At 66.8% G+C, this 14,375-nt stretch carries 14 protein-coding genes; 8 read left to right on the forward strand and 6 right to left on the reverse strand.

Translation table 11 applies throughout. From position 1 onward, the window contains the following. Positions 1-422 precede the first annotated feature (422 nt). From ABE485_RS25670 to ABE485_RS25700, 7 genes are all read left to right on the forward strand, one after another. Entirely contained in the window at positions 423-2,774 is a 2,352-nt protein-coding gene (locus ABE485_RS25670) for a bifunctional salicylyl-CoA 5-hydroxylase/oxidoreductase (RefSeq protein WP_346518064.1), read from the forward strand. After that, positions 2,771-3,562, forward strand: coding sequence for an SDR family NAD(P)-dependent oxidoreductase (locus tag ABE485_RS25675; RefSeq protein WP_346518065.1), 792 nt, complete (start codon positions 2,771-2,773; stop codon positions 3,560-3,562). Before ABE485_RS25670 ends, ABE485_RS25675 begins: the two co-directional genes overlap by 4 nt. Before the next feature lie 42 nt (positions 3,563-3,604). After that, positions 3,605-4,462, forward strand: coding sequence for an enoyl-CoA hydratase family protein (locus ABE485_RS25680; protein ID WP_346518066.1), 858 nt, complete (start codon positions 3,605-3,607; stop codon positions 4,460-4,462). 2 nt (positions 4,463-4,464) lie between these two features. Continuing rightward, complete coding sequence (locus ABE485_RS25685; RefSeq protein ID WP_346518067.1) at positions 4,465-5,634, forward strand: acyl-CoA dehydrogenase family protein; 1,170 nt, start codon at positions 4,465-4,467, stop codon at positions 5,632-5,634. Between the two features lie 64 nt (positions 5,635-5,698). After that, positions 5,699-7,339 carry an AMP-binding protein gene (locus ABE485_RS25690; RefSeq protein WP_346518068.1) on the forward strand — a complete coding sequence of 547 codons (1,641 nt, stop codon included), beginning with the start codon at positions 5,699-5,701 and terminating at the stop codon, positions 7,337-7,339. 20 nt (positions 7,340-7,359) lie between these two features. Then, positions 7,360-7,785, forward strand: coding sequence for an acyl-CoA thioesterase (locus tag ABE485_RS25695; RefSeq protein ID WP_346518069.1), 426 nt, complete (start codon positions 7,360-7,362; stop codon positions 7,783-7,785). Positions 7,786-7,837: 52 nt separating this feature from the next. Next, positions 7,838-8,245 carry a RidA family protein gene (locus ABE485_RS25700; protein WP_346518070.1) on the forward strand — a complete coding sequence of 136 codons (408 nt, stop codon included), beginning with the start codon at positions 7,838-7,840 and terminating at the stop codon, positions 8,243-8,245. Positions 8,246-8,902: 657 nt separating this feature from the next. On the opposite strand, the gene ABE485_RS25705 is transcribed toward ABE485_RS25700, so the two are convergent. Next, positions 8,903-9,262: a hypothetical protein gene (locus tag ABE485_RS25705; protein WP_346518071.1), complete on the reverse strand. Its 360-nt coding sequence runs from the start codon at positions 9,260-9,262 to the stop codon at positions 8,903-8,905. Between the two features lie 54 nt (positions 9,263-9,316). Between ABE485_RS25705 and ABE485_RS25710 the strand changes: the two genes are divergently transcribed. Beyond that, positions 9,317-9,679: a glyoxalase superfamily protein gene (locus ABE485_RS25710; RefSeq protein ID WP_346518072.1), complete on the forward strand. Its 363-nt coding sequence runs from the start codon at positions 9,317-9,319 to the stop codon at positions 9,677-9,679. Positions 9,680-9,690: 11 nt separating this feature from the next. Here the strand turns inward: ABE485_RS25710 and ABE485_RS25715 are convergent, their stop codons facing one another. From ABE485_RS25715 to ABE485_RS25735, 5 genes are all read right to left on the reverse strand, one after another. Then, positions 9,691-10,383 (reverse strand): ABC transporter ATP-binding protein, encoded by a 693-nt coding sequence (locus ABE485_RS25715; RefSeq protein ID WP_346518073.1) that lies wholly within the window; start codon positions 10,381-10,383, stop codon positions 9,691-9,693. After that, positions 10,383-11,135: an ABC transporter ATP-binding protein gene (locus ABE485_RS25720; RefSeq protein WP_346518074.1), complete on the reverse strand. Its 753-nt coding sequence runs from the start codon at positions 11,133-11,135 to the stop codon at positions 10,383-10,385. The genes ABE485_RS25715 and ABE485_RS25720 overlap by 1 nt, the downstream gene beginning before the upstream one ends. Then, entirely contained in the window at positions 11,132-12,094 is a 963-nt protein-coding gene (locus ABE485_RS25725; protein ID WP_346518094.1) for a branched-chain amino acid ABC transporter permease, read from the reverse strand. The genes ABE485_RS25720 and ABE485_RS25725 overlap by 4 nt, the downstream gene beginning before the upstream one ends. 77 nt (positions 12,095-12,171) lie before the next feature. Then, the gene (locus ABE485_RS25730; RefSeq protein ID WP_346518075.1) at positions 12,172-13,086 is read right to left on the reverse strand and encodes a branched-chain amino acid ABC transporter permease; all 915 of its coding nucleotides are present in this window, start codon (positions 13,084-13,086) and stop codon (positions 12,172-12,174) included. A gap of 80 nt (positions 13,087-13,166) precedes the next feature. After that, entirely contained in the window at positions 13,167-14,342 is a 1,176-nt protein-coding gene (locus ABE485_RS25735) for an ABC transporter substrate-binding protein (RefSeq protein WP_346518076.1), read from the reverse strand. Between the last annotated feature and the right edge of the window lie 33 nt (positions 14,343-14,375).

Here is a 14,375-nt window from a genome sequence, read left to right on the forward strand (position 1 = left end):
GCTGCGAGCAACCTCGATGCGCCCGAGGGAATCTGTAGGCAGTCGCCGGAGGCGACAACGAAGATGACGAGGGGGCAGTCCGGAGCGAACGCTCCGGACCGCAATCGTGGGCGCTCGCAGCCCTGCCGCCCGCACCGAGGAGCGTCTGAAGAACTCGAGCATGCCCCGAGCGCCCGTGAGCCAATCAAGATAACGCGATGCCTGGCGCCCAGGCATACCCCCTGCAAGACGCACATCGTTACAACCCACAAAACCCTCCCCACGCCGTCCCCATTTACCTATCCGTCCTAAATACTTTCCCTCATTTGCACACCCCCCACTTCAGGTATATATTTCAAGCCTAAACTATCCAGACCTAAATTTCTGCGGCTTCCCGCTACAGCATCCACAGCGACCGTCGCGTACTTCGGAGCATCACGGCAATGAAAATAGTCTGCATCGGCGGCGGTCCCGCCGGCCTGTATTTCGGCCTGCTTATGAAGCTGCAGAACCCGGCCAACGAAGTCACCGTCATCGAGCGCAACCGCCCGTACGACACCTTCGGCTGGGGCGTGGTGTTCTCCGACGCCACCATGCAGAACCTGCGCGAAGCCGACCCCGTTTCCGCCCAGACCATCGGCGACGCTTTCAATCACTGGGACGACATCGATATCCACTTCAAGGGACGCAGCATCCGCAGCAGCGGCCATGGCTTCATCGGCATCGGCCGCAAGAAGCTGCTGAACATCCTGCAGGCGCGCTGTGAAGACGTCGGCGTGAAACTGGTGTTCGAAAACTTCGTCCAGGACGACCAGGCCATCGCGCGTGAATACGACGCCGACCTCGTCATCGCCTCCGACGGCATCAACAGCCAGGTCCGCACCCGCTACGCGGACACCTTCCACCCCGATATCGACCAGCGCCGCTGCCGTTTCGTGTGGCTGGGCACCAAGAAGGTGTTCGACGCCTTCACCTTCGCCTTCGTGCAGACCGAGCACGGCTGGTTCCAGGCGCACGCCTACCGCTACGAAGACGGCATGTCCACGTTCATCGTGGAAACGCCCGAAGAAACCTGGCAGGCCGCCGGCATCGAGCAGATGAGCCAGGAAGAGGGCATCGCCTACTGCGAAAAGCTGTTCGCGCCCTGGCTGGACGGCAATGCGCTGATCAGCAACGCGTCGCACCTGCGCGGCTCGGCCATCTGGATCCGGTTCCCGCGCGTCATCTGCAATACCTGGGTCCACTGGAACACGCTTGAAACCGCCCGCGGCCAGCGCCGCGTGCCTGTCGTGCTGATGGGCGACGCCGCGCACACCGCCCACTTCTCCATCGGCTCCGGCACCAAGCTGGCGCTGGAAGACGCCATCGAATTGGCCCGCTGCCTGAGCGGCGCCGAGGGCAGCGTGGAAGCCGGCCTGCACCACTACGAGCAAGTGCGCAGCGTGGAAGTGCTGAAGATCCAGAACGCCGCCCGCAACTCCACCGAATGGTTTGAAAACGTCGAGCGCTACGCCGACCTGGAGCCCGAGCAGTTCGCCTACTCGCTGCTGACCCGTTCGCAACGCATCTCGCACGAAAACCTGCGGCTGCGCGACCCGGCCTGGCTCGAAGGCTTCGAGCGCTGGATCGCCGAGCGCGCCGGGGCCGCCACGCCCGAAGGCCGGCGTCCCGCCATTCCCATGCTGACGCCCTACCAGGCGCGCGGAGTCCGGCTCAAGAACCGCATCCTGGTGTCGCCCATGGCCATGTATTCCTGCACCGACGGCGTGCCGGGCGATTTCCACCTGGTCCACCTGGGCGCGCGCGCCATGGGCGGGGCCGGGCTGGTCATGGTCGAAATGACCTGCGTGTCGCCGGACGGCCGCATCACTCCCGGGTGCCCGGGCCTGTGGAACGATGAGCAGCAGCAGGCGTTCGCCCGCATCGTGAACTTCGTGCACGGCAATAGCGACGCGCGCATCGGCATGCAGTTGGGCCACGCAGGCCGCAAGGGATCCACGCAGCTCGGCTGGCAGAAGATCGATCACCCGCTCGCCGAAGGCAACTGGCCGCTGGTGTCGGCCTCGGCCTTGCCGTACATCGAGGGCGTGTCGCAGACGCCGCGAGCCATGACGCGCGCCGACATGGACCAGGTGCGCGACAACTTCGTCGCCGCCGCCCGCCGCGCCGCGGCCGCCGGCTTCGATTGGCTGGAACTGCACTGCGCGCACGGCTACCTCCTGTCCAGCTTCATTTCGCCGCTGACCAACCGCCGCGAGGACGAATACGGCGGCAGCCTGGAAAACCGCCTGCGCTTCCCGCTGGAAGTCTTCCACGCGGTGCGCGCCGTCTGGCCTGAAGACAAGCCCATGTCGGTGCGGATCTCCGCCAGCGACTGGGTGGAAGGCGGCATCACCGCCGACGACGCGGTGGAAATCGCGCGCCACTTCAAGGCCGCGGGCGCCGACATGATCGACTGCTCGTCGGGCCAGGTCAGCAAGGAAGAAAAGCCGGTGTACGGCCGCATGTTCCAGACCCCGTTCGCCGACCGCGTCCGCAACGAGGCCGGCATTCCCACGATCGCGGTGGGCGCCATCTTCGAAGCCGACCATGCCAACGGCATCATCGCGTCGGGCCGCGCGGACCTCTGCGCCCTTGCGCGTCCCCATTTGGCTGACGCCTCCTGGACGCTACGCGAAGCGGCGCGGGTGGGCTATGTTGACGTCTCATGGCCCAGCCAGTACTTCGCCGGCAAGCGGCAGCTGGAAACGAACTTTGAGCGCGCCGCCGCCATGGCGCAACTGGATATCAAATGACCACACTTACGCAACCGCTCGCCGGGCGCCACGCCCTGGTGACCGGCGGCGCCCGCGGCATCGGCCTTGCCAGCGCGCGGGCGCTGTTGCAACGCGGCGCGCGCGTCACGCTGCTGGGCCGCGATGGCGCGGCGCTGGACGCCGCGGCCGACGACCTGGCCCGGCTGGGCCAGGTGCAGGCCGCCAGCGCCGACGTGGCCGACGAGGCCTCGGTGCGCGCGGCGTTCGCGCAGGCCGAGGCGGAGTTCGGCCCGGTGCTGATCCTGGTAAACAACGCGGGGCAGGCGGTCAGCCAGCGCTTTGACCGCACCGACGCCGCGCTGTGGCACCAGATGCTGGCCGTCAACCTGACCGGCACCTTCCACTGCATCCAGGCGGCCTTGCCCGGCATGCTCCAGGAAAAATGGGGCCGCGTGATCAACGTGGCCAGCACGGCCGGTCTGATCGGTTACGGCTATGTCAGCGCCTACTGCGCGGCCAAGCACGGCGTGATCGGCCTGACGCGCTCGCTGGCGCTGGAAACCGCGCAGAAGGGCGTCACCGTCAACGCCGTTTGCCCCGGGTACACCGAGACCGACATCGTGCGCGGCGCGGTCGCGAACATCGTCGAGAAAACCGGCCTGACGCCGGACGCCGCCCGGCTCAAGCTGGCCGAGCGCAATCCGCAGGGCCGCCTGGTGCAGCCCGAGGAAGTGGCCGAGACCGTCGCCTGGCTGGCGCTGCCCGCGTCCGCATCGATCAACGGCCAGGCGATCGCCGTCGACGGCGGCGAAGTGATGACCGGCTGAAGCCGGCCGCCCATTCCCCAAGCATCCACGAACGGAGACACCATGAGCACCCAGCCCGAAGAGCACACCATGAAGCACCACAAGCGTCCGATCGCCGGTTACCAGGCGAAGACGTTCCTGTGGCAGGTGTCGGCGGACGGCAAGATCGGCACCATCACGCTGAACCGTCCCGAACGCAAGAATCCGCTGACGTTCGACTCCTACGCCGAACTGCGCGACCTGTTCCGTTCGCTGGTGTACGCCACCGACGTCAAGGTGGTGGTGGTGACGGGCGCGGGCGGCAATTTCTGCTCGGGCGGCGACGTGCACGAAATCATCGGCCCGCTCACGAAGATGAGCATGCCGGAACTGCTGGACTTCACCCGCATGACGGGCGACCTGGTCAAGGCCATGCGCGCGTGCCCGCAGCCCATCGTGGCGGCGGTGGACGGCGTGTGCGCCGGCGCGGGCGCCATGGTGGCGCTGGCCTCCGACATGCGCCTGGGTACGCCCGCCGCGCGCACCGCCTTCCTGTTCACGCGGGTGGGCCTGGCGGGCGCCGACATGGGCGCGTGCACGCTGCTGCCGCGCATGATCGGCCAGGGCCGCGCGTCCGAGCTGCTGTACACGGGCCGCGCGATGACGGCCGAAGAAGGCGCGAGCTGGGGCTTCTTCAATGCCCTGCACGAATCCGAAAAGCTGCTGGAAGCCGCCCAGTCGCTGGCGGCGCAATTGGCCGCGGGCCCGACCTTCGCCCACGGCGTGACCAAGAAACTCCTGCACCAGGAATGGAACATGGGCGTGGACGAGGCCATCGAGGCCGAAGCCGAGGCCCAGGCCATCTGCATGCAGACGCGCGATTTCCATCGCGCCTACGAGGCCTTCGTGGCCAAGCAAAAACCCGTCTTCGAGGGGAATTGACGATGCGCGACGCAAGCTGGCTGGACTGGCCCTTTTTCGACGACGCGCACCGCAAGCTGGCGCATGAGGTCGACGCCTGGTGCGAAAAATCGCTGGGCGACGTCGACCATCACGACGCCGACGCCGCGTGCAAGAAGCTGGTCCGCGCCATGGGCGAGGCCGGCTGGCTGCGCTACGCGGTCGCGGGCGGCCCGGGCGGGACCTGGGGCGGCGCGCTGCCCGACGTGGATTCCCGCGCCGTCTGCATCCTGCGCGAAACCTTTGCCCGCCACGAGGGCCTGGCTGACTTCGCGTTCGCGATGCAGGGCCTGGGCAGCGGGGCGATTTCGCTGATGGGCTCGGACGAGCTGCGCCAGCGCTATCTGCCGCGCGTGGCGCGCGGCGAGGCCATCGCCGCATTCGCGCTGTCCGAACCCGACGCAGGCTCGGACGTCGCCGCGCTGGCGTGCGAGGCCCGCCTGGATGGCGACCACTACGTGCTGAACGGCGCCAAGACCTGGATCTCCAACGGCGGCATCGCCGATTTCTACTGCGTGTTCGCGCGCACCGGCGAAGCCCCCGGCGCGCGCGGGATCAGCGCATTCGTGGTGGATGCCGGCACGCCGGGATTCGAGGTCAGCGAACGCATCGACCTGATCGCGCCGCATCCGCTGGCCACGATCACCTTCGACAACTGCCGCATCCCGGTGTCGCACCGCCTGGGCGACGCGGCCCAGGGTTTCAAGCTGGCCATGATGACGCTGGATATTTTCCGCGCATCGGTGGCGGCCGCGGCGCTGGGGTTCGCGCGCCGGGCGCTGGACGAGGGCCTGGCGCGCGCCAAGTCGCGCCGCATGTTCGGCCAGACCCTGGCCGACCTGCAACTGACTCAGGCCGCGCTGGGCGACATGGCCACCGCCATCGACGCCTCGGCGCTGCTTACGTACCGGGCCGCATGGATGCGCGACGTGCAAAAGCAGCGCACCACGCGCGAAGCCGCGATGGCCAAGATGACGGCCACCGAGTCGGCGCAAGCCGTGATCGACCGCGCCCTGCAGATGTTCGGCGGCGCGGGCGTGGTGTCGGGGATGCCGGTGGAGAAGCTTTACAGGGAAATCAGAGCGCTGCGTATCTACGAAGGCGCCACGGAAGTGCAGAAATTGATCATCGCCCGTGAACTGCTGAAGGCGTAAAGGGGCCACCGAGCGCCTGTCTTTTGCAACGAAAACCGCATCGCACTAGCCAAGGGGAATTTTCATGGAAGTATCCGCCCACATCGACACTTTCACCCGGGACAATCTGCCCCCGGGCGAACAATGGCCGGAATTTTTGCTCGACGGCCCCGACGTGGCCTATCCCAAGCGCTTCAATTGCGCCGTGGAGCTGGTGGATGCCATGGTCGACCGCGGCCACGGCGACCGCGTGGCGCTGCGCTGGCGCCAGGACGGCAAGCCGGCCGCGATGACCTATCGCGAACTTGCCGCCCTGACCAATCGCATCGCCCATGTGCTGACCCAGGACATGAAGCTGGTGCCCGGCAACCGCCTGTTGCTGCGCGGGCCGAACAACCCGATGATGGCCGCGTCCTGGCTGGCCGCGATCAAGGCGGGGCTGGTCACGGTGCCCACCATGCCGCTGCTGCGCTCCAAGGAACTGAAGCAGATCATCGAGAAGGCGCAGATCCAGGCGGTGCTGTGCGATGTGCGCCTGAAGGAAGAGGCCCAGTTCTGCGCGCAGCCGGATCACGAAAATCACTGCCCGGGCCTGTCGCAGGTCGTGTATTTCAACGACGCCGCGCCCGACGCGCTGGATACGCTGGCCGCGGCCAAGCCTGACACCTTCGACGCCTGCGATACGGCGGCCGACGACGTCTGCCTGATTGCCTTCACCAGCGGCACCACGGGCTCGCCCAAGGGCTGCATGCATTTCCACCGCGACGTGCTGGCGATGTGCGACCTGTTCCCCAAGCATGTGATCAAGCCGGGGCCGGACGACATCTTCTGCGGTACGCCGCCGCTGGCCTTCACGTTCGGCCTGGGCGGCCTGCTGTGCTTCCCGCTGCGGGTGGGCGCGAGCACGGTGCTGGCCGAAAAGCTGTCGCCGGAAAGCCTGCTGGAACTGATCCAGGATTTCCGCGCCACGATCGTGTTCACGGCGCCGACCTTCTATCGCCAGATGGCGGCGCAGGTGGGCAAGTTCGACCTGTCTTCGCTGAAGAAGAGCGTGTCGGCCGGCGAGGCCCTGCCCGACGCCACGCGCCAGCTCTGGAAGGACGCGACCGGCATCGAGATGATCGACGGCATCGGCGGCACGGAAATGATCCACGTGTTCGTCTCCAGCCCGCCCGACGAAGTGCGCCGCGGCGCAATCGGCCGCGTGGTGCCGGGCTATGTGGCGCAGATCGTGGACGACGACATGAAGCCTGTGCCCAACGGCACGGTCGGCCGCCTGGCCATCAAGGGGCCGACCGGCTGCCGCTACCTGGCCGACGAACGCCAGCGCCGCTTCGTGCAGCAGGGCTGGAACCTGCCGGGCGACACCTTCGTGCAGGACGACGACGGCTACCTGTTCTATCAGGCCCGCAACGACGACATGATCGTGTCGGCCGGCTACAACATCGCGGGTCCCGAGGTCGAGGACGCGCTGCTGCGTCACGAAGCGGTGGCGGAATGCGGCGTGGTCGGCGCGATGGACGACGAGCGCGGGCAACTGGTGAAGGCCTTCGTGGTGTTGAAGCCGGGCTTCGCGCCCAGCGACGAACTGGTTGCCGCGATGCAGGCGTTCGTGAAGGCCAGCATCGCGCCGTACAAGTATCCGCGCTCGATCGAGTTCGTCGACGCGTTGCCGCGCACCGAAACCGGCAAGCTGCAGCGTTTCGCGCTGCGCAAGATGGCCTGAAACACCACCAAGGAAACATCATGGCAGCACCCTTCATCAGCCAGGTAGAAGTCCGGTTCCGCCACTGCGATCCGGCGGGCATCGTGTTCTACCCGCGCTATTTCGAGATGATCAACGATTTCGTCGAGGAATGGTTCGACAAGGGGATGGGGTTGCCGTTTCATGCGCTGCACGTGGACCGGCACATCGGCACGCCGATGGCGTCGGTGACGTGCGATTTCAGCGCGCCCAGCCGCTGGCACGAAAGGCTGCGGCAGACGCTGGAGGTGCAGCGCATCGGCGGCGCGTCGTTCAAGGCGCTGGTGCGTTTCGAGGGGCCCGATGGACAGTTGCGGCTGTCGGCCACGTTGACGATCGTGACGGTGGATCTGCGGACGATGAAGTCCATGCCGCTGCCCGCGGATCTGCGCGAACGCATGCAGGATTATCTGGCGGCCGCGGCGTAAGCGGCGGTCGTCACCCTGTGCTTTGTTTATTTAATCAATAGGATGAGACGTTATGAAGATTCTGCAACCGCCGGATTGGATGGCGCCCCGGGGCTATTCGAATGGCGTGCTTACCGAGATGCAGGTGGGCAGCAAGCTTGTGTTCGTGGGCGGGCAGGTGGGGTGGAACGGCCAGCAGCAGTTCGAATCCGATGACCTGGCGGACCAGGTTCGCCAGACCCTGGCGAACATTGTCGCGATCCTGGCCGAGGGCGGCGCGAAGCCCGAGCATATCGTCCGGATGACGTGGTACGTCACTGACAAGAACGCGTACGTGGCGGCTTATCCTGCCATCGGCAAGCACTACCGGGAGTTGATCGGTCGGCATTTCCCGGCGATGACGGCGGTGGAAGTGGCGGATCTGGTGGAGGATCGCGCCAAGGTCGAGATCGAGGTGACGGCGGTCGTGCCTGCGGGCTGATCGCCGGGTGTGACGGTGTATCGAGGGTTCGCTGCCTCTTGCTGTCTGGCCGGCACTGGATGGCGGGGTGGCGGGCCTTCGGTGCTTCGTCGGCTTGTTTGGTTGTGTTCTTGCGCGCCTGGATTCTGGAAGCGGTTGCTTTTGGGGTTTGGGCGTTTTGTTTGCGGTTGCCTTATTTGTGTTCTTTAGACGCCTGGCGTGGCGGGGGCCTGGGGTGCGCGGGGCTACGATTGCGGTCCGGAGCGTTCGCTCCGGACTGCCCCTCGTCATCTTCGTCACGGCCTGCGGCCGTTCCTTCAGATTCCCTCGGGCGCATCTACACGCCCCGCGCACCCCAGGCCGCCGCCACGCCGTGCTCCGGTGTAGTGATTTTGCCGGTTGCCGGGGCGGGCGGGGTTCTTGAGATTCCTGCCTTCATCTTTTGGGTTTGAAGCGTCTTGCGGGGCCCGCCCGAAGTCGGCCGCGCGGGCGGCCGACTTCTGGCTTACGCGGTGTCTTGCGTGGGGGGAGAAAGCGCTGCGCGCAATGCTGCGGCCGCTGCTAATGCCGAGGTGCCTGACACGCGGATGAGACACTGTCCCGACCGGGCCTAGGTGTCAGACACCCCCGCGCATGCTCCATCCCGCCAGCCAGGCGCCCGGGGCTCTCAAGCAGGCCCTAAGCCGGCGGTCCCTTGATCAGCCACTGCAACATGGCTTGCAGGGCTCTCCTGTCGTAATCCCCGTCGTCGATCCGGTATTGCTCGGGATCTCGGTTTACCCAGGAATCCGTGACCGTCCAGTTGTCGCCGTCCTGTTCCAGGCGTAGCGCGTAGATCCAGTTGCCCGTCCAGCTGCGGTGCAGGCGCAGCCAGCCGTCGTGCAGGTAGATGAACCATTTGTCCTCCATTTCCTGCGGGATGACGCCCTGTTGCAGGCGGGCGTATTCGGCGGCGGTGTAGCGGGCCTGGAAGTGCAGGGGTTCGCGCAGGGCGGGGGCAGGCAGGTGTTTCCAGGAGTCGGGCGTTGCGATGGGCATGGATGACGTTGTGTTCTATGCTGGATTTATTTCGCATACTACCAAGGCCCCGCCATGCACCTGCAAGCCGCCATTCCCATCCTGCGCATTTTCTCGGTGGAGAAGGCGCGCGATTTCTATCTGGATTTCCTGGGGTTCACGTGGGACTGGGAACATCGCTTCGAGGCGGGGTTTCCGCTGTACGCGCAGGTGCATCGCGGGGACCTGGTGCTGCATCTGTCCGAACACCACGGCGATGCGACGCCGGGATCGGCGGTGTTTGTGCGGATGCAGGGCGTGGATGAATTCCACGCGGAGGTCAGCGCAAAGAGGTATGCCTACATGCGACCGTGCGTGGAGGACATGCCCTGGGGGCGGGTGATGGCGGTCATCGATCCGTTCGGCAACCGCCTGAGCTTCTGCGAATCGCAGGATTAGCGCCCGCGCCGCTACACGCCCAGATAGCGGTGCGCCAGCTCCGGTTGCGCGGCCAGTTCCGCGGGGCTGCCCTGCCACACGACGCGGCCTTTCTCCAACACGTGGTGGCGGTCGACCAGCGTGGCCATTTCCTTGAGGTTCTTGTCGATCACCAGGATGGTCTGCCCTTCTTCCTTCAGGCGGCGCAGACAGTTCCAGATTTCCTGGCGGATCAGGGGCGCGAGGCCTTCGGTGGCCTCGTCCAGGATGAGCAGGCGCGGATTGATGAGCAGGGCGCGGCCCACGGCCAGCATCTGTTGTTCGCCGCCTGACAAGGTGCGTGCGGATTGCGCGCGGCGCTCTTTCAGGCGCGGGAACAGGTCGAAAACGCGCCCGACGTGCCAGCCGGCGCGCGTGTTGCGGGCGGTGGCGACGAGGTTTTCCTCGACCGACAGGGATCCGAACACGCGGCGGCCTTCGGGCACGAGGCCGATGCCAAGCTGGGCGATGCGATGCGGCGCCATGCCGGTGATGGGCTTGCCGTCCAGCAGGATGCTGCCGCCCTGCGCGGGCAGCATGCCCATGAGCGTCTTGACGGTGGTGGTCTTGCCCATGCCGTTGCGGCCGATCAAAGACACGACCTGGCGCGGCGCGATGTCCAGGTCGACGCCAAAGAGCACCTTGCTGGCGCCATAGCCGCCTTGCAGTTGTTTGACTTGCAGCATCAGTCCTCCTCGCCCAGGTAGGCGGCGCGCACGTCCGGATGGCGGCGCACCTCGTCGGGCGTGCCGGTGAAGATCGTCTTGCCGTAGACCAGGACGGTGACGCGGTCGGCCAGGGCGAAGACGGCGTCCATGTCGTGCTCGACCAGCAGGATGGCGTAGCGGCCCTTGAGCGTCTGCAGCAGGTCGGTCATGCGCTGGGATTCCTCGGCGCCCATGCCGGCCATGGGTTCGTCCAGCAGCAGCAGGGATGCGTCCAGCGACAGGGCCATGGCCAGTTCAAGCTGGCGCTTTTCGCCATGCGCCAGGGCCGAGACGCGCACGTCGGCGCGGCCGCCCAGGCCGACGCGTTCGAGCGCGTCGCGTGCCGGCTCGCGCAGGCGGGCCATGCGCCTGGCGTTGCGCCACAGGTTGAAGCCGCCCGGACTGTGCGCCTGCACCGCCATGGCGACGTTGTCTTCCGCGGTGAAATCGGGGTAAAGCTGGCTGATCTGGAAGGACCGCGCCAGCCCCGCGGCGGGTCGCTTGTGGGCGGGCATGCGGGTGATGTCGCCGCCGTCGAGCCGGATGCTGCCGGCGTCGGGCAGGATTTCGCCGCTGATCTGGGACAGCAGCGTGGTCTTGCCGGCGCCGTTGGGGCCGATGAGCGCGTGCAGTTCGCCGGGCCTGACTTCGAGGTTGACGCCTTGCGTCGCGTGCACGGCGCCGAAGGATTTCTGCAGGCCGCGGATTTCGAGTTTGGGATGTCCGGTCATTGCTTGCCTCCCGCCAGCCAGCCATAGACGCCGCGCTTGCCGAACAGCACCACCAGCACCAGCACCGGACCCAGGATCAGCATCCAGTGTTCGGTCCAGCCGGTGGCCACCTGTTCCAGCCCCAGGTACACGGCCACGCCCAGGACGGGGCCGAAGATGGAACCCATGCCGCCCAGGATCACCATGGCCATGAGTTCGCCCGATTTCTGCCAGGCCGACATGTCGGGGCTGACGAAGAGCGCGTAGTTGGCCCACAGCGCGCCAGCCAGGCCCGTCCCGGCGGCCGACAGCACGAAGGCCGTGAGCCGGTAGCGCAGCGGGGCCAGGCCCAGTCCGATGCTGCGGCGCGGGTTTTGCTTGATGCTCTGCAGCGCCATGCCGAACGGCGAATTCACGATGCGCCGGCACACCACGATCCAGGCGGTCATGAGCGCCAGGCAGACGTAATAGAAGGTGGTGGGATGATTCAGGTTCAGGCCGGGCAGGGTGTTGCGCGCGTCGATCGACAGGCCGTCGTCGCCGCCGTAGATCATCAGGCCGACCAGGATGAAGTACAGCATCTGCCCGAAGGCCAGCGTGATCATGATGAACTGGACGCCCGACGTGCGCAGCGACAGGAAGCCCACCACCAGGCCCGCAAGCGCCGCCACGGCGATGGCCAGCGGCCACATGACCAGCGCGGACGTGCTGCCGCCCCAGCCGAACAGGGTCTCGCCCTGGCCCAGGTGAAAGCCCGCGATGCCGATGGCGTAGCCGCCCAGGCCGAAGAACGCGGCGTGGCCGAAGCTGACCATCGCGCCGTAGCCCAGGATCAGGTCCAGGCTGACCGCCGCGATGGCGTAGATGAGAAACCGCGTCATCAGGTTGACCAGGAAGCTCTCGCCCGTGGCCGACGCGATGGCCGGCACCAGGACGAACAGCAGCAGGCCGATCGCGTTGACGATGACGCTTCGGGTGATGCGCGGGCCGCCGACGTGGGCAAGGGCCCCGGGCAGGGCATCGGATGATGGGGATTGTCTGGTCATGGATATCGTTCCTAGCGCTGGGCAGGCACCAGCCCGCGCGGCTTGAACAGCAGCACGACGGCCATCAGGATGTAGATGCTGGCGGACACCAGGCTGGAACTGGCCGAGTCCGACAGTTCGGGAGGCAGCAGGCGCGACATCCAGAAAGGGATGTAGGCGCGGCCCAGCGCGTCGGTCATGCCGATCATCAGCGACCCCACCAGCGCGCCGCGCACGGAGCCCACGCCGCCGACCACGATGACGACGAAGGTGGTGATGAGGATGCGTTCTCCCATGCCGATCTCCACAGCCAGGAGGGGCGCGGCCATGACGCCGGCAAAGCCGCAGAGCAGGGCGCCCAGCGTGAAGATCAGGGTGAACAGGCGCTGGATGTTCACGCCCAGCGCGTCGACCATTTCGCCGTCGTCGGCGCCCGCGCGCACCAGCATGCCGACCCGCGTGCGCGAGATCAGCAGCCACAGCCCCAGCGCCACCAGCGCGCCCGCGCCGATGAAGGCCAGCCGCATGACGGGGTAGTTCAGCCCGGGCAGCAGCGCCACCGATCCCGACAGGAACGGCGGGATGTCCATGAAGGGCGGGCTGCGGCCGAACAGCACGGTCACCAGTTCATTGGTGAAGAGCGTCAGTCCCAGCGTGGCCAGCACCTGGTCCAGGTGGTCGCGGCGGTACAGGTGGCGGATGACCAGCAGTTCGACCACCAGGCCATACAGCGCGGCGCCCGCCAGCGCGGCCAGCAGGGCGGCCGCGAACGACGCCGTGGATGCGGCGGCGCTGGCGGCGCAGAACGCGCCCACCATGTAGAACGAGCCGTGCGTCAGGTTGATGACGTTCATGATGCCGAACACCAGCGTCAATCCCGCCGACAACAGAAACAGCAAGGCGCTGTACTGCAGGCCGTTCAGGACCTGCTCCAGGAACATCAGCATTGCGACTCCTTCTTCGGAGAGCCTGTGTGATGGCGGCGCGCGGGGGCGGCGAGCCCGCCTCCCGCGCGGCCGGGGACGCGTCACATCTTGCAGTCTGCCGCGTGCACGTCGGTGTGGTCGCGGGCCAGCACCTTCAGGTTCTTGTAGACCAGCTTGCCGTCGGGGCCGGCCTCGATGTGCAGCAGGTACCAGTCCTGGATGGGGTGCTGGTTGGAGCCGAACTTGAAGTTGCCGCGCACGCTGGGGAAGTCGGCGCGGCGCAGGGCGTTGCGGAAGTCGTCCGGACGGCCGGCGGTGTCGCCGTTGACGGCCTTCAGGCCCGACGCGATCAGGTTGGCCGTGTCGTAGGCCTGCGCCGCATAGGCGGTGGGCGCGCGGTTGTAGGCCTTGGTGAAGGCCTCGACGAAGTGCTTGCTCTGCGCGTTGTCCAGGTCGGCGCTCCACAGCGAGCTCAGGTAGAAGCCCTTGCCCGCCGTGCCCGTGGCGGCCAGCATGCGGTCGTCCATCGAATAGATGGGCGTGATCATCTTGATCTTGTCGGCCAGGCCGGAATTGGCGAACTGCTTGGTCAGGTTGATGCCCGCGCCGCCCGGATGGAACTGGAAGATGGCATCGGGGTTGAGCGAGCGGATGCGCGCCAGCTCCACGGAGAAGTCGGCCTGTTCGAGCTTGGTGTAGATCTCGTCGGCGATCTCGCCCTTGTAGGTGCGCTTGAAGCCGGCGACGGCGTCGCGGCCGGCCTGGTAGTTCGGGGCCATGATGACCACGCGCTTGGCGCCGAGTTCGTTGGCCGCCATGCCCGCGGTGTCCGCGTACGAGTCGTTCTGGAACGCCACCGAGAAGTAGTTGGGGTTGCAGGCCTTGCCGGCGTAGTTGGAGGGGCCGGCGTTCAGGCTGACATAGAAGGCGCCCGCGTTCAGCACGGTGGGCCCGACGGCGGCCATCACGTTCGAGAAGTTGATGCCGGTGAACAGGCGCACGCCGCCCTGCACCATCTTGTCGGCGATCTGCTTGGCGTTGGCGGGCTTGAGCGCGTCGTCCTCGACGCGCACGTTCACGGGCACGCCGCCCAGCTTGCCGCCGCCTTCCTTGACGGCCAGCATGAAGGCATCGCGTTCGTCCTCGCCGATGTAGCCGGCGGGTGTGGACAAGGTGCCGATGAAGCCGATGTCCACGGGTTTCTGCTGCGCGCTGGCCGCGTACGAGGCCAATGACAGCATGACGGCGGCAGCGCCGCGGATGGTGCGTTTGTGCATTGTTGTCTCCTCTTGTGCTTATGTTCGTTTGCC

Source organism: Achromobacter spanius, from assembly GCF_039673305.1.
Classification (GTDB): domain Bacteria; phylum Pseudomonadota; class Gammaproteobacteria; order Burkholderiales; family Burkholderiaceae_B; genus Achromobacter; species Achromobacter spanius_F.

Coding starts and splice junctions, on each gene's coding strand:
- ABE485_RS25695 (WP_346518069.1), top strand. CDS start 7,360: ATGGCAGCACCCTTCATCAGCCAGGTAGAAGTCCGGTTCCGCCACTGC.
- ABE485_RS25700 (WP_346518070.1), top strand. CDS start 7,838: ATGAAGATTCTGCAACCGCCGGATTGGATGGCGCCCCGGGGCTATTCG.
- ABE485_RS25685 (WP_346518067.1), top strand. CDS start 4,465: ATGCGCGACGCAAGCTGGCTGGACTGGCCCTTTTTCGACGACGCGCAC.
- ABE485_RS25730 (WP_346518075.1), bottom strand. CDS start 13,086: ATGCTGATGTTCCTGGAGCAGGTCCTGAACGGCCTGCAGTACAGCGCC.
- ABE485_RS25705 (WP_346518071.1), bottom strand. CDS start 9,262: ATGCCCATCGCAACGCCCGACTCCTGGAAACACCTGCCTGCCCCCGCC.
- ABE485_RS25735 (WP_346518076.1), bottom strand. CDS start 14,342: ATGCACAAACGCACCATCCGCGGCGCTGCCGCCGTCATGCTGTCATTG.
- ABE485_RS25670 (WP_346518064.1), top strand. CDS start 423: ATGAAAATAGTCTGCATCGGCGGCGGTCCCGCCGGCCTGTATTTCGGC.
- ABE485_RS25680 (WP_346518066.1), top strand. CDS start 3,605: ATGAGCACCCAGCCCGAAGAGCACACCATGAAGCACCACAAGCGTCCG.
- ABE485_RS25715 (WP_346518073.1), bottom strand. CDS start 10,383: ATGCTGCAAGTCAAACAACTGCAAGGCGGCTATGGCGCCAGCAAGGTG.
- ABE485_RS25710 (WP_346518072.1), top strand. CDS start 9,317: ATGCACCTGCAAGCCGCCATTCCCATCCTGCGCATTTTCTCGGTGGAG.
- ABE485_RS25720 (WP_346518074.1), bottom strand. CDS start 11,135: ATGACCGGACATCCCAAACTCGAAATCCGCGGCCTGCAGAAATCCTTC.
- ABE485_RS25675 (WP_346518065.1), top strand. CDS start 2,771: ATGACCACACTTACGCAACCGCTCGCCGGGCGCCACGCCCTGGTGACC.
- ABE485_RS25690 (WP_346518068.1), top strand. CDS start 5,699: ATGGAAGTATCCGCCCACATCGACACTTTCACCCGGGACAATCTGCCC.